This is a genomic window from Pseudomonas sp. 9AZ (genome assembly GCF_902506525.1).
GTDB lineage: Bacteria > Pseudomonadota > Gammaproteobacteria > Pseudomonadales > Pseudomonadaceae > Aquipseudomonas > Aquipseudomonas peli.
The window spans coordinates 3418204-3438713 of sequence record NZ_LR733840.1 but is presented as its reverse complement, the minus strand read 5'-3'; the positions used below and the strand labels follow the sequence as shown (position 1 = coordinate 3438713).

Here is a 20510-nt window from a genome sequence, read left to right as displayed (position 1 = left end):
TTGCCGCTTTGACCAGCCTGAGGCTGTTACTAACGTAGCGCCTTGCAGGACTCTAGCTCGCAGTCTCTCAGACGGCTGAGAAAAGTGGTGCGCGAGTCTATCAGCCCTCGCGCAGCACCGTCAGCGGGCTGATGTTTAGCGCCCTGCGCGTGCCGAGAACGCCTGCCGTACCGACCAGCAGCGCACCAATCAACGGCAGCAAGAGCAACCAGGGGTGCGGTTGCCAGGTGAGGTCGAAGGCAAAGCGATAGAGCAGAAAGCTGATTAGCTCACAGCCAAAAGCCGCCAGCAGCCCGCTTGAGGCACCAAGCAGGCCGAACTCCGCACGACGAGCCTTGATCAGCAGCTTGCGCTCGGCACCCAGGGCGCGTAGCAGAGCGCCCTGGCGAATGCGTTCATCCAGGGTTGCTTGCAGCCCGGCGAACAGCACTGCAAGGCCGGCCGCCAGCACGAACAGCAGGACAAACTCGATGGCCAGGGTGACTTGGGCGAGAATGCTGCGCAGTTGTTCCAGCAGCGCCTCGACCTGCAGCAAGGTCACGGCCGGGAAGGCACGCGACAGCTCAACCAGCTGCTTTTCGTACTGCGGCGGCAGATAGAAACTGGTCAAGTAGGTGACCGGTAGATCCTGCAGGGTGCCGGGCTGGAAGATCATATAGAAGTTGGGCTGGAAGTTATTCCAGTCCACTTCACGCAGGCTGCTGACCACCGCATCTCGGTTAAGGCCGCCGACGCTGAAGCTCAAGCGGTCGCCGAGTTTCAGTTGCAGGCTTTCGGCAAGTTCGGACTCCACCGATACGCCCGGCAATTCGCTGGTGTTGGCATCCGTCCACCAGTTACCGGCGATCAAGTTGTTATCCGCTGGCAAATCCTCGGCCCATGTCAGGCTTAGGTCGCGGCGAATCGCGCGCTCGCCCTGGGATTCCTTGCTGACGATCTGTCGTACCGGCTCGCCATTGATCATCACCAGTCGACCGGGCACCACGGGGAACAATGGTGCGGGGTGCGGTGATAGTTCATTAAGGCGAGCGGCAAAAGCGTCCTTGTCTGCCGGCAGGATATTCAGGGCGAAGTGGTTAGGCGCATTTTCGGGCAGCTGATCCTGCCAGGTGTCGAGCAGCTCGCCACGCAACAAGGCGATCAGCGCCATGGCCAGAATGATCAGGCCGAAAGCCAGCGACTGTCCGGCTGCAGCCAGTGGGTGACGCAACAATTGGCCCAGGCCCAGCCGCCAGGGCAGTGAAGCGCCGGCCAGCATGCGGCGCAGGCTCTGTAGACCGAGCAGCAGCAATCCACCCAGCAGCAATGCGGTTACCAGGCCTCCACCGAGCAGCGCGAAAGTCAGCTGCAGGTCGAGGCTCAAGCGCCACATGATCAGGCCCAGAGCCAGCAAGGCGGCGCCATATACCAGCCAGGAGCTGGCCGGCACCGGCAGCAGATCGCGGCGCAGGACTCGCAACGGCGGCACACGGCCGAGTGCGGCCAGTGGCGGCAAGGCGAAGCCGGCGAGGGCGACCAGTCCGGTGGCCATGCCGGCCAGCGCAGGCCACAGGCCGCCAGGCGGAATCTGCGCTGGGAGCAGGCCCTGCAGCATATTGAACAGAGCCAGTTGAGCCAGCCAGCCCAGCAATGCGCCGATCAGGCTGGCGGTAATCCCCAGCAGTGCCAATTGCAGGCTGAACAGACCGAGTGCCTGGTTACGGGACAGCCCCAGGCAGCGCAGCAGTGCGCTGGCATCGAAACGCCTGGCGGCAAACCGCGCTGCCGAAAGGGCCACGGCCACCCCGGCCAGTAGCACGGCGGCCAGGCTGGCGAGGTTCAGATAGCGTTCGGCGCGGCCTAGGGCGCTGCCGACCTGGCGATTGCCATCTTTGGCATCTTCCAGGCGCTGGTTGGGGGCGAGGGTGATGCCCTGACGATACTGCGCCAAGGCATCAGCCTCGCCGCGCCACAGCTCCTGATAGCGTACGCGGCTGCCCGGTTGCACCACGCCCGTGGCGGCGAGGTCATCCAAGTGCATCAGCAGGTGCGGCGTCAGGCTATAGAAGTCACCGGCTTCATCCGGGAGAAAGGTCAGTACGCGGGTCAGACGCAGGGTTTTGGCGCCGACTTCAACGCTGTCGCCGGGTTTCAGATTGAGGGCAACAAACAGCCGTGCTTCGGCCCAGGCTTCACCAGGCTGCGGGCCGGTGCCGATTTGTTCAGTGTCATACAGCGCGGCGGCACTCTTCAGTTCGCCCCGCAGCGGGTAAGCGCTGTCAGCTGCTTTGATGCTTGCCAGCTGGATACCCGCATCGCTGGCCACCACGCTGGAGAATTCCACCAGCTGGGCATGCTCCAGCCCCAATTGTTTACCCGTGCTTATTTGCTCGGGTGCGCTGGGCGAGCTGCCCGTCAGGCGCAGGTCGGCAGCGAGAAATTCAGTCGCGCGCAGCAGCATGCCGTCGTTCAGGCGTGCGCTGAAATAACCAATGGCCGTGCTGGCGGCGACGGCGATCAGCAAGGCGAAAAACAACACACGCAGCTCGCCTGCGCGGGCATCGCGCAGCAACTGACGGCTAGCGAGAGAAAGCAGGCGGGTAAATGGCAGCTGTTTCATCAAGGTTCCACGTGGTCGACCAGGTGACCGCCTTCTAGGCGGATCAGGCGTTGGCAGCGGTGCGCCAGGCGTTCGTCATGGGTGACCAATACCAGGGTCGCGCCTCGCTCCTGGTTCAGTTCGAACAGCAGATCGCTGATGCGCTCGCCGGTGTGGCTGTCGAGGTTACCGGTGGGCTCGTCGGCAAACAGTACCGCGGGCTCGGCAGCAAAGGCGCGGGCGATGGCTACACGTTGCTGCTCACCGCCGGAGAGCTGACGTGGGTAGTGCGTGAGGCGTTGGCCCAGGCCGACACGGTCCAGCAGGGTGCGGGCGCGCTGGCGGGCATCGGCATGGCCCTCAAGCTCCAGCGGTAGCATGACGTTTTCCAGGGCATTCAAACTGTCGAGCAACTGGAAGGACTGAAAGACGAAACCGACGTGCTCTGCGCGAACGCGCGCACGCTGATCTTCATCGAGGCTGGCTAGGTCGTTACCGGCCAGCACCACGCTGCCACTACTGGGTAGATCGAGACCGGCGAGCAGGCCGAGCAGGGTGGATTTACCCGAACCGGAGCTGCCGACAATCGCCAAGCTGCCACCGGAAACCAGCTCCAGCGACAGATCATGGAGTATGGTTAGCTCGCCTTCCGTGCTAGGGACCACTTTGCTAAGGTTTCGCGCGGTGAGAATACTTGAGCTCATGGAGAATCCAATGCGTAAGTGGTTGATCGGTACTGCCCTGAGCCTGCTGCTGTGGGGGCCGGCGGCGTTCGCGGGTACCGTGCTGGTCGTCGGCGATAGTATCAGCGCGGCTTTTGGCCTGGATACCCGCGAGGGATGGGTCGCCTTGTTGGAAAAACGCTTGGCCGAAGAGGGTTTTGCCCACCAAGTAGTCAATGCGTCGATCAGCGGCGACACCAGCGCAGGCGGCGCCGCACGGCTGCCAGCGCTGCTTACAGAGCATCAGCCGGAGCTGGTGATTATCGAGTTGGGAGGCAATGATGGCCTGCGTGGCCAGCCCCCTGCGCAATTGCAACAAAACCTTGCGGCCATGGTGCAGGCATCGCAGCAGAAGGGCGCCAAGGTGCTGATTCTTGGTATGCAGCTACCGCCCAATTACGGTGTGCGCTACACCACGGCGTTCGCTGAGGTGTTCCCCAAGGTGGCGAAGGCGCATGACGCTGCCCTGGTGCCTTTCGTGCTGGAGGGCGTAGGTGGTGTGCCTTCGCTGATGCAAAACGACGGCATTCACCCCACTGCTGAGGCGCAACCCAAGCTGCTGGAAAACGTCTGGCCGACCCTGAAACCTTTGCTCTGACGGGCTTTTCTGTACCGTGCCTTTCGGCTAATGTGGCGGCCCCGCACTGGAGCCCTCAATGCCGCGTCCTGCCTGGTCCTTGCATGCCTACCAACTGATCGAGCCCGACGAGCAGCTTGACCTGTTCGCCTGCCGAGAAGTGCGTGTGCACCTGCTGGCGCGTCAGCTTGAGTTAGGTGAGTTTGCCGACCGCACGTTATGCGGCGGTTTGCTTCCCGCGCAACCCGTATGGCGTGATCTGGATAAAGCGATGCTGCGCGACAAACGCTTGTGCCCGGCATGCCGGGCCACACTTGATGCGCAGAAACGCGGTGATCGTCCAGCATTGCCAGCTAGCTGAGCTATCCAAGCAGCTGATCAATCGGTGTACAATCGGCCCCAACTTTTACCAACCTTTTTCGTCAGGAATTTCCGGATGTTGTCGCGTGCCTTTGCCGTCACTCGTTGCCTGCCGCTTGCCGCTGTATTTGCGGTTGCGTCTGCTAATGCTCTTGAGTTTCCTCTGCCCCCGCCTGGTGAGGATATCGTTGGCGAAGTGCAGGTAATCCAAGCCAAATATGAGGACACCTTTGCCGACTTGGGTGTGGCAAATGATTTGGGTTATTTGGAAATGGTTGTTGCCAATCCGGGTGTTGACCCCTGGCTGCCGGGCGCTGGCAACGAGATTATTTTGCCGACGCGTTACATTCTGCCGCCTGGCCCGCGTGAAGGTATTGTGATCAACCTCGCCGAGTACCGTCTGTACTACTACCCGAAAGGTCGCAACGTGGTTTACACCTATCCACTGGGTATTGGTCGCGAGGGCTGGAGTTCGCCGGTTGCCAATGCGCGCATCACGGCCAAGACGCCAAACCCGGGCTGGACACCGCCTAAATCGATCCGTGAAGAGCATGCTGCCGATGGCGATCCGTTGCCAGCTTACGTGCCGCCAGGCCCTAATAATCCGCTTGGCCCATACAAGTTAGGTTTGTCGGTGCCGGGTTACCTGATCCATGGCTCCAATAAGAAGTTTGGTATTGGTATGCGGGTAAGTCATGGCTGTTTCCGCATGCTCAACCACAACGTACTGAAGCTGGCATCGATGGTTTCCGTGGGTACTTCGGTGCGCATTATCAACGAGCCTTACAAGTTTGGTCGCAGTGGCGGCAAGGTCTACCTGGAAGCCCATGCTCCGCTAGATGATTCGGGCGATGCTTCGGTTGTTGATAAGCACACGGCCGTCATCAATGCGCTGCTGAAAAATGATCAGTTCGCCGACCTGCGTCTGGACTGGGAAATGCTGCGCGAAGTGGTAGCTGCTGAAGATGGCTTGCCGGTTGAAATTGCTCAGCCTGATCAGGCCATGGTGGCGACTGAGCCGGCTATCTGACTTCAGCTTGTTCAAAAGGCCCGTTATGCGTAATCGCTGACGGGTTTTTTATTGCCTATAAAACGGTAGTCATTTTTGCTGGGCAATAAAAAAGCCGACCCAGAAACTGGGTCGGCTTGTCATAGCCTTATGAGCTATTACTTGCGGCTGGCTTTTTCCAGCATACGCAGAGCGCGCTCATTGGCTTCGTCAGCAGTTTGCTGAGCCTTCTGAGCAGCAGCCATAGCGTCATCAGCCTTACGGTAGGCTTCGTCGGCACGGGCTTGAGCGCGAGCGGCTGCATCTTCAGTTGCAGTCAGACGAGCTTCAGTTTCTTTGGACATGCTGCTGCAACCGGTAGCCAGAACTGCGGCCAATGCCAGAGCAGAGAATTTCAGAACGTTGTTCATCGTGTTCCCCTTGAGGTGGAGTTTTTCCATAAAAGCAATTTCCTAATGGTAGGAAATTAGCCGGCGTACATACTACCTGTAACTTGTAGTAAGTAAACGGAGGCAAGGCAAGCCGCCAGAGTTTTTTTCTGCTTTATGCATAGCCGGCCACTTATTTGAGATGTTTTGGTTAAAAAACAATCAGTTCCGAGGCTTCTTGCAGTCATACGGGAAGCACTGAGGTCAGGCTACAGTCGCGTTGATCACTCTAGGGGCTTGGAAATGATGCCGTAAGTTATCTGATGGTGAATCATCCGAAGGATGCCGTGTCTACAAACGTTGCCGACGCCGACATAGACATCGTTCGGATTGCTTGTGTGCCGAAATGACGCGAGGTGCGATCTAAGTTATTGATTCACGTGACCTCGCCGGTTTTTGCCTGATAAGCTCGTGAATATTGCCTACAACTTAATTGGTGCAGATGCTGCACCACATGACTGTAGGGGCGAAAGCGGGTTGCGCGTTTTAACAGAGGAGTTGCAATGAGCGAGGCGTTGTCCATTCACCATGACCTGGCAGGCCATCAATTCGAGACCACAGTGGATGGTGATCGGGCATACCTGGCTTATATGGACCTTGGGAAGCAAACCCTGGATATCTATCGCACCTTTGTGCCCAATTCGTTGCGTGGGCGCGGGATCGCGGCTGCGTTGACCGAGCATGCGCTGCAGTATGCCGAGCTGCTGGGGTATACGGTGATTCCTTCATGTTCCTACGTCGAACGTTACATGGTTCGCCGCCAGCGTCATGCGGATAAAAGCTGATTGACACGTATACGAAAAGGCCAGTCATTGACTGGCCTTTTTTATATCTGCCTTTCGTCTTTGCAATCAGATTTTGGCGATTAGATTGCCAGCGTGCAGGCCACATTCTTTCTGTGTTGCTTCTTCCCACCACCAGCGGCCTTCGCGCTCATGCTGGTTAGGCAGCACCGGGCGCGTGCACGGCTCGCAACCGATGCTGATAAAGCCGCGTTCGTGCAGGCTGTTGTAGGGCAGTTCGAGCATGCGGATATAGGCCCAGATGTCTTCGCTGCTCATCTGCGCCAACGGGTTGAACTTGTATAGGGCGTTGTCTGCTGTAGAAAAGGCGCCGTCAATTTCCACTACAGCAACCTGGCTGCGCGTGCCGGGGCTCTGGTCACGGCGCTGGCCTGTGGCCCAGGCTTTTACCGTGGCAAGCTTGCGGCGTAGCGGGGCAGTTTTGCGGATGCCGCAGCATTCACCATGGCCGTCCTTGTAGAAGCTGAACAGGCCCTTTTCCTTTACGAAGGGCTCCAGCGCGGCTGCCTCCGGCGAGAGTATGTCGATGCTGATGTTGTAGTGCTCGCGCACCTGATCGATAAAACGGTAAGTCTCCGGATGCAGGCGACCGGTGTCGAGGCTGAAGACTTTTACGTTCTTGTTGAGTTTCCATGCCATGTCGACCAGCACCACATCTTCTGCGCCGCTGAAAGACAGCCATAGTTCATCGCCAAAGTGTTCAAAGGCGAGTTTGAGAATGTCTTGAGGCGACTTATTGGCGTAGCTTGCCGCCAGCTCGGCTGCATCGAAGGGTTGGCTCATCGGCTGAATTCCTAGTTATGGTGACGTCGCGCGTCTTTGTGTGGCGATGGTAGCAAAAGCGGGTTATACGACTAAATAACCAAGTGCCGTAGTAGACCTTTGATTTGGGTATAAAGCTCTGCGTTGCAGAGCTTTAGGGGAGCGGCTAGAGTGCCGCCTTCTCAAATAAATCCAAGCTAGGAGTGTCCTGTGGAAATCGCGTGTCTCGACCTGGAAGGCGTGTTGGTCCCGGAAATCTGGATCGCCTTCGCGGAAAAAACTGGCATCGAATCGCTGAAAGCGACCACCCGGGATATTCCGGACTATGACGTGCTGATGAAGCAGCGCCTGCGCATCCTGGATGAGCACGGCCTGAAGCTGTCCGATATTCAGGAAGTCATTGCCACGCTCAAGCCACTGGACGGTGCGGTGGAGTTTGTTGATTGGCTGCGCGAGCGTTTTCAGGTGGTGATTCTCTCGGACACCTTCTACGAGTTTTCCCAGCCCCTGATGCGTCAGCTGGGTTTCCCGACTCTGCTATGCCACAAGCTGATCACCGATGAAACGGATCGCGTAGTGGATTACCAACTGCGCCAAAAGGACCCCAAGCGTCAGTCGGTCATCGCCTTCAAGAGCCTCTACTATCGCGTGATCGCGGCGGGTGACTCGTATAACGACACCACCATGCTTAGCGAAGCCCACGCCGGTATCCTGTTCCATGCCCCGGACAACGTGATTCGCGAATTCCCGCAGTTCCCTGCAGTACACACCTATGAAGACCTCAAGCGCGAGTTCCTCAAGGCATCCAATCGCGAGCTGAGCCTGTAATCAGCGCTCTATTGAAAAGCCCGCATTTGCGGGCTTTTTTGTGGCCTGCCATCCATGGCGGCCACCCTTCGGGCCGTCGCTGGGCGACGTCAAAAACTTCTCCCGGAAGTTTTTTGTGTCTGCCGTCCAGTTCAATCGCAGAACTGCTCTAGTGTCTTCAGCAGCACTTTGACCTTGGTAATCGATTCCTGGTATTCGGCCTGGCCGTTTGAGTCGGCGACGATGCCACCGCCACCCCAGCAGCTGATCTGTCCGTCCTTGGCCAGCAGGCTGCGAATGGCGATTGAGCTGTCCATTTCGCCGCGGACATCCAGATACAGCAGCGAGCCGCAATACAGGGCGCGGCGAGTGGGCTCCAGTTCATCGATGATCTGCATAGCACGGATCTTTGGCGCGCCAGTAATCGAGCCGCCGGGGAAACTGCCGGCAATTAAGTCCAGGGCATCTTTATCCGCTGCCAGCTCGCCGGTCACGGCGCTGACCAAGTGATGCACATTGGGGTAGCTTTCCAGGGCGAAGAGCTCTGGTACCCGCACCGAGCCGACGGTGCAGCTGCGGCCCAAGTCATTACGCAGCAAGTCGACAATCATTAGGTTTTCTGCCCGGTCCTTGCTGCTGCCCAGCAGGGCGTCGGCTTGCGCCTTATCCCGCTCTGCATCGGTATGGCGAGGACGGGTGCCTTTGATCGGTCGCGTTTCCACCTGGCCTTCGCTGATGCGCATAAAGCGCTCAGGCGACAGGCTGATGATGGCGCCGCCGTCTGGCAACGTCTGATAACCCGAGAAGGGTGTTGGGCAGGCGGCGCGCAGGGCTTGGTAGGCGGTCCACGGCGAGCCTTGATAGCCCGCGCGAAAGCGTTGCGCATAATTCACTTGATAACAGTCACCGGCCTGAATGTAGGCCTGAATCCGCGCAAAACATTGCAGGTACTCGGCTTCGCTGGTATCCGACTGAAAATGCTCAAGCAGCTTGAAGGGGTGCAGCACAGGCGCTGCCTGCATGGCAAACAGCGTGCTAAGGCGCTGGCGTTCTGCCGCGTCCAGGCTTGGGTGAAACATCAGCTGGCTGCGTTGTTGCTGGTGATCGGTGATCAGGGCCCAGGCGTAGAGGCCAAAACGGGCATCGGCCAGGTTGAGGTCGTCGAGAGCTTGGGCCGGCAGCTGTTCAAGTCTGCGGCCGAAGTCGTAACTCAGGTAGCCAATCAATCCGCCGACGAACGGAAGCGGATTATCTGCCGGTGTTTGGCATTCGCCGAGACTGGCAAGGCTCTGGCGTAGGCGTTGCAGGAAAGCGTTGGCCGTTTCGTCGGGTGCTGGTGCCAGCTCTGCCAATGGCCAGGCGCTGATAAGGTCATAGCGTCCACGCTGCGCGGTTGGGCGTCCGGCATCCAGTAAGACGGCACCGGGGGCATGCATGACGCTGCTGAAGTAACGCGAAGGGTCTGCGAGGTAGGGCAGAGCCTGTACAAGGCAAGTAGGCATATGACACTTTCAAGGTGCGCGGACGCCGATTGTAGAACGTCGCCAACATTCATCCTAGAGCTTGCGCGTGGGTTTACTCGGGATGCTTGTGCTCATTAGTATGGAACTGTCCCCGGATGTTCGATGTGACTCATAAAACAATAATTACTACGGGATCAAGGCCATGGATGAAGTAATGGATCCTGCCGCTGGGAGCCTCTTGCGTGCCAAGCTGATGCCACCTCAAGCGTCTGCTGATTATCTGGTCAGGCCGCAGCTGGAATCGGCGCTGTCTGGCAATCCCCATGCGCGGGTGCTGCTATTGGCTGCCCCGGCTGGCTTCGGTAAAACCAGCGCATTGGTTGCGTTAGCCCAGGCGCGGGCACACAGCGGTCAGGCTGTTGCCTGGTTGTCGCTTGGCCCTGGTGACGATGAGCCTTCTCGTTTTCTGCTGCAGCTGATTGAAGCGCTTTCGTGTCTGTTACCAGGCTTTGGCGCAGAAGCTTTGGCTTACCTGCAGAACACCATGCGTGTTCCGGTATCTGCGGTGATGGAAAGTCTGCTGGTGGACCTGCCGCAGCTGGAAACCCCGCTGCTGCTGGTGCTCGATGATCTGCACCTGATTCAGGACGCCGAGTTGCTGAACGCACTCAATCGCCTGATCAAATTTGCCCCTGAAAGTTTTACTCTGGCCATCGGTAGCCGCTCGCAGCCGGCACTTAACCTGGCCACCCTGCGCGCCAAGGATTTGCTGGTGGAGATCGGTGAGCAGGAACTGCGCTTGAGCAAGGCGGAAACCCGCGATTACTTGCAGCGCTGCGGTTTGCAGCTGGATGCCGTGGCGTTTTCGGCGCTGTACAGCCAGACCGAAGGTTGGATGGTGGGCGTGCACTTGGCCAGCCTCTGGCTGCGTCATCAACCCCAGGCCGCTGCACAGATTGCCGACATGGGCACGGATCAGGTCGCTGTGGGTGCGTACCTGCTGCGTAGCGTGTTCGAGCAGTTGCCCGCCGACAAACAAGAACTCCTGCTGGCTCTGGGCGTGGCGCAGCAGCTCAGTGGTGACCTGGCTAATGCCCTGACCGGGCGGCATGACGGCCAGCAGTTGCTGGAAGAGCTGGAAGCGATGCAGCTCTTCCTCCTACCGCTGGACCGCGAAAGGCAGTGGTATCGCTTTCATAACCTGTTTGCCGAATTCTTGCGCAGCCGCCTGAAAGAGCGCGACCCGGAGCGTTTCAAGCAGCTGCATTTCAACGCCAGCCTGTGGTTCACCAACCACCATATGCAGAACCTGGCCATTGAGCATGCGTGCCTCGCCGAAGACCCGGAAATGCTCGCGGCATTGGTCGATGGTTGCGGCCTGGAGTTGATCAACCGTGGTCAGCTCAACCTGATCTACAAATGGCGTCAGCACGTACCGGATGAGATTGCCGAGCGCTTTCCCGTACTGGTACTCGCCGATGTCTGGACCCGTGCCGCCGAGCTTGGCTTGGTTGAAGCCAACCGCATGCTCGATGAGCTGCTGGAGCGCTGGACGGAAGCCAAGCAGGGCGCGCCGCTGAGCGACAAGTTGTTGGCAACCCTGGCGATCAAGTCGGTTATCGCCTTGCAGAAGGATGATTTGCAGACCTGTATAGCCCTGGCGCGGCGGGTTGAAGTGCAGCTGGGCCAGCACACCGCCTTTCTTGAAGTGGCGATGCTGATCGTCGGCGCGCTGGCTAATGTGATGATCGGCCAGCCGGACCAGGCCAAACGTTTGCTGGCTCTGGCGCAGCAGCGCAATCACTTCCTCGAAGGGCGCTATCTGGATATGCAGTTGGCCAACGTCGAGGTGCTGCTGAGTCTGGAGCAGGGGCAGATCCGTCAGGCCGAGCTGCTGTTCGCCCAGTTGCGCGCGCGGGTCATACCCTGGTTTTCCGATCGGTCGCGGGCATTGGCATTGCCGACCATCACCGAAGCCCTGATTGCCTATAACCAAGGACGCCTGGAAGGTATTGAGGAGCGGCTGCGCTGGGCGCTGGCCACGGTTGATGTGATCAATCCGATCGATCTATATGCCCAGGGCATGCTGTGCATGGCCCATGTGCAGCGCATGCAGGATAACCCCAAGGATGCCTACGCCAGCCTGGTGCTGATGCAGAACTTGGCCGCGCGCAACCAGTCCTGGCGTTTCTATGCCCAAGCGGTGGCCGATGAGGTGGTGCAGATTCTTCAGGAGCCTGCAGCGGACCGCCTCAAGCGCGCCGAACAACGCCTCAAAACGGTGGACTGGAGCAAGCTTGCAGATCATTACCAGCACATGCGTTTTAACCCCGTGCTGTGGGTGCGCGGCCTGACCCGCATTCGCCTGCAGCAGGCGCGCGGCCATTACAGCGAAGCGCTGCATGAAATCACTCAGCTGCGCGGCATGTTGTTGGATAACTGGCACGGCTTGCATCGCTTGCGACTCGATTTGCTGGCGGCGCTGAGTTATCAGCGTTTGGGTTACCAGGAGCGTGCGCAAAGTTTGCTGGTGCAATGTTTGATTGGTGCAGAGCGCGAAGGGGTGCGCAGCTTGTTTGTAGAGGAGGGCGAAGCTATTCGTCTGCTGCTGCAGCAGCTAGAGGCCGCCGAACGCCAGCCCGCGCTGCAAGGGTTTATCCGTGGCTTGCTGGCTATTTGGCCGGGCAACAGTGCGCGGCAATCGCAGGAAGTACTCGAAGAGGGGCTGACCGAGCGCGAGCGTGAGGTGGTCTGCCTCGCTGCTCAGGGCATGTCGAATGACGAGATCGGCCAGCAACTGTCATTGGCCCTCGGTACTGTCAAATGGCACCTGCACAACATTTACGAAAAGCTCAAGGTGCGTAACCGCACACAAGCCATCCGCCGCGCGCGTGAACTGAGTCTTCTTGATCAATGAATAGCCAATCGAAACCCCGTCCGGGCAAGTTACCGTTACTGCGCACCAAGTTGTTTCCTGCTGAGTCCGCCGGCCGGCCGTTGTTGGCCCGTGATGCCTTGCTCGACCGGTTATTCAAGGCGCGCGAGCAGCGTCTGATTCTACTCAGCGCGCCGGCGGGCTTTGGCAAGAGTACGGTGCTGAGTCAGTTTCGTCTGCGCTTGCTGGAGACTGGTGCGCGGGTCGCCTGGTTGTCCTGCGATGAGGCCGACAGCGAGCCACAACGTTTGCTGCATTACCTGATCGCGTCCATTGAGGCGCAACTGCCGGGCTTTGGAGCAAGCACCGCACGTCTGCTGCGTGACGACCTGAGTGTGCCGAATGAGCTGCTGATGGATTCGTTTATCGGCGACCTGAAAAGGGTTCAAGGCGATCTGTACTTGATCTTTGATGACTTTCATCGCGTGCGGCATGTCGATCTGGGGCCGCTGGTCAATTACTTCGTCAAGCAGGTGCCAGCCAATGTGCGGATGATCGGTAGCACGCGCTACAAACCGCGTTTTCTCGATGAGCAGCCGGTTATTTCGCCCTGGGCGCTGTGGATCAAGGCAGACGAGCTGCGGCTGACTCGAGGCGAGACGGAAGCCTATTTTCATGAGCTTAAGCAGCTGCAGCTGAGCAGTGCCGAGCTGGACTTGCTACACCGGCGTACCGAAGGGTGGATTACGGCCTTGCACTTGGTGGCGCTGGCACTGGCGCGGCAGCCCGAGCGCGCTGCATTTCTCTCAGGGCTGTCAGGCACTGAGCGCAATATCGCTGATTACTTGGCTGAGGACGTGCTTGATCATCTGCCGCAGGATCAGCAGCTGTTTCTCGATCAGACGTCGGTGCTGGATGAGTTCAATGCCGAGTTGTGCAACGCCCTGACCGGTCGCACGGATGGCGCGCAAATGCTCAAGCGCCTGCAAACGGCCCAGCTGTTTATCATCGCGCTGGACGAGCAGGGCGAGTGGTTTCGCTATCACCACTTGTTTGCCGAATTTCTTCAGGGCCGCCTCAGTCGTGCGGGTGATCCAACCCATCTGCTGCATGCCGCCGCTCGTTGGTGTGAAAGCCATGAACTGACCGATAAATCGGTCAAATACGCCCTGCGCGCGCGGGATTACGCATTTGCCGCTGAGTTGCTGGAACGCCAGGGCGCGACGCTGATTGCGGGTAATCAGGTGTACGGCATCCTGGCGATCCTTAAGGATGTACCCTCGGAGGTTATCCGTGAACATCCGGTGTTTCAGATTTTCTACGCCTGGCAGCTGGCCTTCGAGCAGAAGTACGCCGAAGCCGAAGCGCTGATCGAGGAGGTCAGCACGCGCCTGATGCAAGGGCGTGGCAAACCGATGCACTTTGGCCTGGCGGTACTGCTGGCGGTGGCCCAGGTGCTCAAGGCGCTGGTGCTGCTGTATCAGGACAAGCTTGAGGGCGCGCTGAAGGTGGCGCGGCACTGGCTGGCTCTGGTGCCGGATAACCAGCCGATTTTCCGCGCCAGCATGTCCTGTATTCAGGCTGCGGCCTACGCGTTGCTGGGTGAGTTCGGTGAGGCGGCCAAATCGATTGCGGTGGCGCGTGACAACCTGGAGCAGGCCGATAGCGAATACCTGCATGCGGTGGTCAGCCTGATTGAGGCACTGATTTGCAAGGAAATGGGCCAGCCCGAGCGCGGTCGCGTCTTGGCTGAAAGTGCGCGCGCGCGGGTCGAGCAGGTATTTGGTCGGCGCAGTCGGGTCGGCGGGCCGTTGGCTCTGGCTTATGCGGATTTGCTTTATGAGCAGGATCGGCATGCGGCGATTCTCGCTGAGCTGCCGCTGGCAACCACCTGGCGCGACGTAGCCACGCCGGTTGAGCTGATCAGTCGCGGCAAACTGGTGATGGCCAAGGCGCGGTTCTTTGCTGGCGAGGGTGAGTCGGCCCTGGCTGAGTTGGACGAATGGTTGGCCGGTTTGCATGGTCCTGGGTATGAGCGCGTCTATGCCCTGGGCATGAGCTGCAAGGTGCAGTTTCTGCTGTGGCTGCGTAAGCCCAATGAGGCCGAGCGCACCTGCCTGCAGCTGCAACGCCACCTAGCGGTCCTACCGCCTGGGCGGTATGCCGATGCGGAAACCGTGCAGGTGTTGTCGGAGGCGCGGCTGGCCCTCTGCGAGCGACGTGCAGACAAGGCGCAAGCCATACTCGAAGCCTGCCTAGCCAAACAGACGGCCGAGCATCAGCGTGATCGGCGCTTGCGTCTTTCCTTGTTACTTTCTGTGGCGTACTGGCGCAAAGGTAACAGCGACAAGGCCTTTGCCTTGCTCAAAACCACGCTAGAGGATGCCTGGGCCAGCGGTTACCGGCGCATGTTTCTGGATGACGCACTCTGGCTGCTACCGCTCTGGGACGCTTGGTACAGTGCGGAATCCAAGCGAGCCAGCGCCTGGCAAGGACTGGCTGAACAGCTGCGCGAGCAATGCCGTCGATTGTCTATAGACCTAGAAACTTTCGATGAAAATCAAGATGTTAGCCATCGAGAGCGGGAGATTTTGCGCTTTGTCGCGGCCGGTTTGTCGAACCGTGATATCGCCCAGGCGGTGCATTTGTCTGAGGCCACCATCAAATGGCACTTACACAACCTGTTCGCCAAGCTGGGTGTGCGCAGCCGCACGCAAGCGGTTTTGAAGGGCAAGAGCCTGGGGTTGTTGAGTGAAGCATGAGGTTTGGCTGGCTGATTGGCGCCAGATGGGCGCTCCATCCCTTGGATGGGCTGGCAGCCAGGGCCTGCACCAGTAGTTTTAACGTCAGGACGAGAAGCATGGTGCTTCACGATTCCAAGCCTGACGCGAATAGGGAAGCAGTGTCAGACCTGGTGAGCGGCGCACGCCGCTAGCTGAGACGGACAGGAGTCCAGAGCAGCCTGCCGGGGACAACCCATTAGTGAACTGTGGAGACAATAACAATGAAAACCCTCAAGCAACTGGCCCTGGCCACCGCTGTTCTGGCTGTTCCTTTCATGGCTCAGGCTGAGCTCAAGGCCATGGATGACACTGCTCTGGCAACCGTAACCGGTCAGGACGGTATCAGCATCTCCGGTAGCTTCAACGGCACCATTGGCAGCCTGGTTTACACCGACGGCGACGCTGGCGGCGGTTCGCTGCGTATGGAAACCGTTGCCTTCACCGGCTTCAACATCTCCGACACTGCTCCCGTCAAAGTTGACGTGGTGGAAAACGCCAGTGGCACTCAGCAGCTGCAAATCAGCCTGCCGACCATCACTGGTCAGCTGAGCGTGGGTGCTATCAAAATTGGTGACACAAACGCTGCAAGCATCGGCTCCCTGGCTGTTAACGACATGAACATGGCTGGTACCACCGTAAAAGTCTGGGGCCACTAAGTTCGCTTAGTTGTTCCGCGTGATGAAAAGTCTTACCGGCTTCGGCCGGTAGGACTTTTCTCTTGTTGGATAGGAGTGCGGTTGGCTGATGATCGAGATTCTGCTGGGCAGCCTGATCGGTGTGTGGGGCTTTAGCGAGGCGGTGGATACCAAACCGCCTGCGCCGGGTACTGTGCATATCAATCAGCACTTGCTGCCGAATGGGCCTTTGCGTGAGACGGTGACGCTTGAGCCGATGAGCCAGTTGCAGTTTCGCAATGTGATTCGTCAGGCCTATGACTACAGCTGTGGATCGGCTGCGCTGACCTCGCTGCTGGATTATTTCCTTGGCCGTAACCTGCAGGAGCGCCAGGTGATGGAAGGCCTGTTGCAGTTTGGTGAGGCTGACAAAATCGTTGAGCGGCGTGGGTTTTCCCTGCTCGACATGAAGCGCTTTGTCACCGCGTTGGGTTACAAAAGCGGTGGATTTCGGGCGGGCTTTGCCGATCTCGACGCGCTTGAGCATCCAGCCATCGTGCCGATCGAATATGCCGGCTTCAAACACTTTGTGGTGGTGCGCGATGTGTACAACGACCATGTTTTTGTGGCGGATCCGGCACTTGGCAATATCAGTTTTACCCGTACGCGTTTTGAGGAAATCTGGGATCAGAACGTGCTGTTTGTGATTTTCCCCAATGGCAATGAGCCGCCAAATGCCCTTGCCTTGAGCGAGCAGGATTTGCGCATCATCGATGACCGCACCATCAGCTTGCTGGCATTTCGCGAGTTTCCACAGATGACCAAGTTCACCGAGAACCAAGCCACAGAGCTGGGTTCCGAGGGCGATATTCGCTATATCCGACGCAAGTAAAACGCCCGGCATAAGAATAAGTATTTGGGGGCTGCGCCATGAGAGTTTTGCATTATGTATGGCTGGCCATGCTGGCTGGGGCTACCAGTTCAGGGGTACTTGCCGATCCGGCTTCGGTCGATCAGGCACGTGAGGCGCTGAGCAAGCAGGATGACGACGCCGACAGCGCCAAGGCGCTTGAAGAGGTGTTCCAGGCTGCGGAGAAAAGCTACACCCTGCTGAAAAAGGGTGAGCGGACGTTGACCTATGGTTTCGATTATTCGCTGCTGCGCGACACGGTAGTGGAGACTGTGCGCACAGGTAACAACGTGTTCAGCGTGGTCTCTCAGGGCGAAGCGCAGCATACCTTCACCAACTCGTTCACCTTCGACTACGGCGTGTGGGACAACCTGACCTTTAGCGTTCGTTTGCCCATGATTGCCAAATATGACACTGAGCGTGATTTGAATGCCTACAGTCTGGGCGATATCTCCGCCAGCCTGCGTTGGCAGCCGTGGACATCCTTGCGCGGTAAACCGGTGACCACGCTGTATGCAACCCTGGGCTTGCCTACAGGTAACAGCCCCTATGACATAAATAGCCAAAGTGATCTGGCAACGGGCAGCGGTACTTACAGCCTGGGCGTCGGGGCGAATATGTCCTATGTGATCGACCCGGTCGTGTTATTCGGATCTCTCGGATACACCTACAACATGCCCATCACCGGTATCGGTCAAGTGCGTGGGGGGCGACTACTTGAAGAGGTTGATCCCGGATCCTCATTCTCGCTGAGCATGGGTTTTGCCTATGCACTCTCCTATGACGTGTCGCTGGCGACCTCTTACCAGATGTCGCACTCCTTGAAGCCGACCTTCACTTTCGCCGATGGTGAAGCTGAGGGCAGTGGACAGACCAGCGCGGTAATGAACTTTTCGCTGGGTTTACGAACCTCACCTGAGCGCATCGTCAACGTCAGCGCCGGTTTTGGGATGACTGAAGATTCGCCAGATGTGCTGTTGGGCATCTCCATGCCTTTGGATATCAAAGGCCTGAAGGCCCAATAGACGCGAGCGAACCTTCTTATGAATACGCGAATTTCGCTGCTCACGCAGGCGATTTTTTGGGTAGCCTCGCTCTGTTGTGGGTTCGCCCAGGCACAGTTGGCACAGAATCTAACGATTGGTAGCCCTAAGGCCATGGCACTTGGCAACGCAGTTACGGCTGACTTTGTCGGAATCGACTCTGTGCATTACAACCCGGCCGCCTTAAGCAAGTTGAAAGGTCGACAAACGACGGTCAAATTCATCACTGGGATGATGGATATTCGTGCCGATTTTGATGCGCCTGAAGGTTACGGAAGTAACTTTCTTGGTCTCGACAACGACCCGGTTGCCAATTCATCTAGTCGAGCCGGTGCGGCCATGATGTATCTGCCTGGCGTGGGCGGTGCAACGGAGTTGCCGATGCTGTTTGCTCCGTTGGCAGGGTTGTCGATCACGCCCCCAGGCTCCAAATTGACCTTTGCTACCAATATGTACACGCCACAAGCACTGGGTTTTGCCCGTGACGATGACGACCCAGGGCGTTATCAAGGCAAGGAATTGGTTATCCAGCGCCTGACCTACTTTTCACCCTCGCTGGCATATCAGGTCAATGACGAGTTATCACTGGGGTTGTCTATCGGTTTTTCCCATCAGGCGATGGCGCTAAATCAGGATTTTCGTGCGCCTGGCATCCTCACTGGGTTTGTCGGTGTTGCTCAGGATGCGTTGTGTTTGGTTGACAGTAATCCGTTCGAGATTTTCCTGAATATTTGTGGCGGTGAGTTAGGTCCGTTCACTGACATCGCCAATATCGATATCGATATGCAGCAAACCCTTTCACCTACCTGGAACGTCGGCTTTCTGTGGGAGCCAAGCGACTGGTTTGCGTTGGGTGCGGTGTATCAAAGTGAAGCCAGGATGCGCTTGAAAGGGCGCTATGTGGTGGATTATTCGGAGAATTGGCAGGGTTTCTGGCAGGGCTTGGACGGCTCATTTATCGGTGCGGTGTTCAATACCCTGACACCGGATGGCTTGTTCGATAAGGAGCAGGGCAACGTTTCCTTGAATATGACCTATCCGGCCCACTTTGCCAGCGGTATCAAGTTCAAGCCGCATGAGCGTTGGCAGATCAACCTAGATGTGAAGTGGACCGACTATGCAGCCTGGGACAAGTTCGAACTGGAGTTCGACCGTCAGCTGGATATCCTGACCATCGCCAGTCTGTTCTCACCTGAGAACGCCACATCCACCAGCATCATTCTTGACCGTGGTTATGAGTCCGTCTGGAGTTGGGCCGTTGGTGTCGAATACCAGGTTAATGACCGCCTGAGTTTGCGTATGGGGTATGAGCCAAGACCTTCAGCCATTCCCGGCAACAAGGCTGACGTACTGGCACCTCTTGGGGATGCCAAACTCTATGGTCTCGGGGTGGGTTATCAGTGGGATAAGGACACTGTGATCGATCTGGGCTTCAACTATCTTGTCAGTAAACAGGACATCCCGGCGCGTTCCAGTTGCAATATCAACTGCTCATCCATCGACAGCATGGTATACAACCCTTATGCCGATTTGGATGTTAAAACCAGTGTCAAAGCCTATGTATTGGCATTGACCTATCGCACCACTTTCTAGGGTTCAGTCATGCGTATTGTGCTGATGCTAGTGGGTTTTATGGTGGCTACGCAGGCCAGCGCCAGCGGCCGCTATTTAACCTGGGTGGATGATCAGGGGCGGGTGCACAACAGTTTTGTCAACAATCGCTACGTGGCGCATCAACAGACGGCTACCGGCAATATCCAGCGCAGCGATCAGGCGCGCTTGAATGACGGTGAGGCAGCAGTCTGGCCGGGTAGCAAGAGCACTGGTGAAAGCAAGCGACGCTATTTCACCTGGGTGGACGCCAGCGGCAATCTGCAGAACAGCTTCTACGCGGGTCAGCAGGTGCAAGCCGGCGGTAATGAGATTCTTCTGGGTACGGGTGAGCGCTCCAGTGCTTACATCAGCTCTGATGTATTGGAGGGGCGCGATTTTGTCCGTGACGAGCAGGATGGACGCTACTTCACCTGGGTGGATGAACAGGGGCGCATGCGTAACTCCAAGGTCCCGCCCAAGGGAGCCAAAGCGCCGACACCCACCTTGCACAATGTGCCGCTGACCCAGGGTAGGGAAGTGACCTTTGACGCTAAACCACACACTTTGCCGGGGCTGGATGGGCAGCCCACTGCCGCGATGCAGGCCTTGCTGGCGGGTACTGAAGAGAAGGTTGAGGGGCGCTATCAGGAACTAGTCGAGCGTTGCTGTGGGCAATTGAGTGAGGAAGATTTCACCCCTATCAGTGCCGATGAACCACGTTATGAAGAGCTCAATCGCTTTTCTCCCAGCCTGGATTTTCCCATGGGCAAGAGCTACTACGCGGCCCTGAAACTGCCACGCTCGCAGTACGACTTCGGTTTGCGTATTCGCAGCTTTGCCAATAAACAGGTCGCGTATCCCTCCTTGCTGTTCCTTGATCAGGCCAAGCAGCCAACGCGCCTGGTGAGTGATGCGGTGTATCAGCTGCATGCGGAAACCTGGTATCGCTATGCCTTTATCGAAGGTACTGTGCCGGTAAGAGCCGCAGCCGGTGAGCACTATGTGCTGCTATTGACTACGGATGAAGATCGCAGCCTGCAAACCCTGGATAACAAACCCTTCAAGCGGCCCCTGCAGGCGCTGGCAGTCGATGAGGCTGGTATGCAGACCCATGCACACAGCGATGAAGGCGCATTCGAATTGGCGATTGTGCGTTAGCGACCCAATCAAACAGCCATAAAAA

Annotated in this window: 17 protein-coding genes; 12 read left to right on the top strand and 5 right to left on the bottom strand. The window is 58.0% G+C overall.

Going from position 1 to position 20510, the window contains the following annotated elements:
- Window positions 1–100 precede the first annotated feature (100 nt).
- A complete protein-coding gene (locus ALTER154_RS16120) occupies window positions 101–2599 on the bottom strand; it encodes an ABC transporter permease (protein WP_160088518.1) in 2499 nt (832 codons plus the stop codon).
- Complete coding sequence (locus ALTER154_RS16115) at window positions 2599–3282, bottom strand: ABC transporter ATP-binding protein (RefSeq protein WP_160088516.1); 684 nt, start codon at window positions 3280–3282, stop codon at window positions 2599–2601. Before ALTER154_RS16115 ends, ALTER154_RS16120 begins: the two co-directional genes overlap by 1 nt.
- A gap of 10 nt (window positions 3283–3292) precedes the next feature.
- Here ALTER154_RS16115 and ALTER154_RS16110 point away from each other — a divergent pair, with 10 nt between their 5' ends.
- From ALTER154_RS16110 to ALTER154_RS16100, 3 genes are all read left to right on the top strand, one after another.
- The gene (locus tag ALTER154_RS16110) at window positions 3293–3898 is read left to right on the top strand and encodes an arylesterase (protein ID WP_160088514.1); all 606 of its coding nucleotides are present in this window, start codon (window positions 3293–3295) and stop codon (window positions 3896–3898) included.
- A gap of 58 nt (window positions 3899–3956) precedes the next feature.
- The gene (locus ALTER154_RS16105) at window positions 3957–4238 is read left to right on the top strand and encodes a hypothetical protein (protein WP_160088512.1); all 282 of its coding nucleotides are present in this window, start codon (window positions 3957–3959) and stop codon (window positions 4236–4238) included.
- Window positions 4239–4313: 75 nt separating this feature from the next.
- Entirely contained in the window at window positions 4314–5267 is a 954-nt protein-coding gene (locus ALTER154_RS16100; protein WP_160090185.1) for a L,D-transpeptidase family protein, read from the top strand.
- A gap of 137 nt (window positions 5268–5404) precedes the next feature.
- Here ALTER154_RS16100 and oprI read toward each other — a convergent pair whose 3' ends face one another.
- Complete coding sequence (gene oprI, locus ALTER154_RS16095; protein WP_090242095.1) at window positions 5405–5656, bottom strand: outer membrane lipoprotei OprI; 252 nt, start codon at window positions 5654–5656, stop codon at window positions 5405–5407.
- 521 nt (window positions 5657–6177) lie between these two features.
- Here oprI and ALTER154_RS16090 point away from each other — a divergent pair.
- A complete protein-coding gene (locus ALTER154_RS16090; RefSeq protein ID WP_090255919.1) occupies window positions 6178–6459 on the top strand; it encodes a GNAT family N-acetyltransferase in 282 nt (93 codons plus the stop codon).
- A 66-nt stretch (window positions 6460–6525) separates the two neighbouring features.
- Here the strand turns inward: ALTER154_RS16090 and ALTER154_RS16085 are convergent, their stop codons facing one another.
- A complete protein-coding gene (locus ALTER154_RS16085) occupies window positions 6526–7260 on the bottom strand; it encodes a phosphoadenylyl-sulfate reductase (RefSeq protein WP_160088510.1) in 735 nt (244 codons plus the stop codon).
- Window positions 7261–7449: 189 nt separating this feature from the next.
- Here ALTER154_RS16085 and thrH point away from each other — a divergent pair, with 189 nt between their 5' ends.
- A complete protein-coding gene (thrH, locus tag ALTER154_RS16080) occupies window positions 7450–8067 on the top strand; it encodes a bifunctional phosphoserine phosphatase/homoserine phosphotransferase ThrH (RefSeq protein WP_160088508.1) in 618 nt (205 codons plus the stop codon).
- Between the two features lie 131 nt (window positions 8068–8198).
- Here the strand turns inward: thrH and pabB are convergent, their stop codons facing one another.
- Window positions 8199–9548, bottom strand: coding sequence for an aminodeoxychorismate synthase component I (gene pabB / locus ALTER154_RS16075; RefSeq protein ID WP_160088506.1), 1350 nt, complete (start codon window positions 9546–9548; stop codon window positions 8199–8201).
- Between the two features lie 163 nt (window positions 9549–9711).
- Here pabB and ALTER154_RS16070 point away from each other — a divergent pair, with 163 nt between their 5' ends.
- The 7 genes from ALTER154_RS16070 to ALTER154_RS16040 all read left to right on the top strand — a co-directional run bounded on the left by ALTER154_RS16070 (window position 9712) and on the right by ALTER154_RS16040 (window position 20485).
- A complete protein-coding gene (locus ALTER154_RS16070; protein WP_178126346.1) occupies window positions 9712–12426 on the top strand; it encodes a LuxR C-terminal-related transcriptional regulator in 2715 nt (904 codons plus the stop codon).
- Window positions 12423–15146, top strand: a complete 2724-nt coding sequence (locus ALTER154_RS16065) for a LuxR C-terminal-related transcriptional regulator (RefSeq protein WP_160088504.1) — start codon at window positions 12423–12425, stop codon at window positions 15144–15146. Before ALTER154_RS16070 ends, ALTER154_RS16065 begins: the two co-directional genes overlap by 4 nt.
- A gap of 242 nt (window positions 15147–15388) precedes the next feature.
- On the top strand, window positions 15389–15823 hold the full coding sequence (locus tag ALTER154_RS16060; RefSeq protein WP_090255914.1) for a DUF6160 family protein: 435 nt from the start codon (window positions 15389–15391) through the stop codon (window positions 15821–15823).
- Window positions 15824–15911: 88 nt separating this feature from the next.
- Window positions 15912–16673 (top strand): C39 family peptidase, encoded by a 762-nt coding sequence (locus tag ALTER154_RS16055; RefSeq protein WP_090255913.1) that lies wholly within the window; start codon window positions 15912–15914, stop codon window positions 16671–16673.
- A gap of 38 nt (window positions 16674–16711) precedes the next feature.
- Window positions 16712–17716: a transporter gene (locus tag ALTER154_RS16050; protein WP_160088502.1), complete on the top strand. Its 1005-nt coding sequence runs from the start codon at window positions 16712–16714 to the stop codon at window positions 17714–17716.
- Window positions 17717–17734: 18 nt separating this feature from the next.
- The gene (locus tag ALTER154_RS16045) at window positions 17735–19327 is read left to right on the top strand and encodes an outer membrane protein transport protein (RefSeq protein WP_160088500.1); all 1593 of its coding nucleotides are present in this window, start codon (window positions 17735–17737) and stop codon (window positions 19325–19327) included.
- A 9-nt stretch (window positions 19328–19336) separates the two neighbouring features.
- Entirely contained in the window at window positions 19337–20485 is a 1149-nt protein-coding gene (locus ALTER154_RS16040) for a MalM family protein (protein WP_160088498.1), read from the top strand.
- The last annotated feature ends 25 nt before the right edge of the window (window positions 20486–20510 follow it).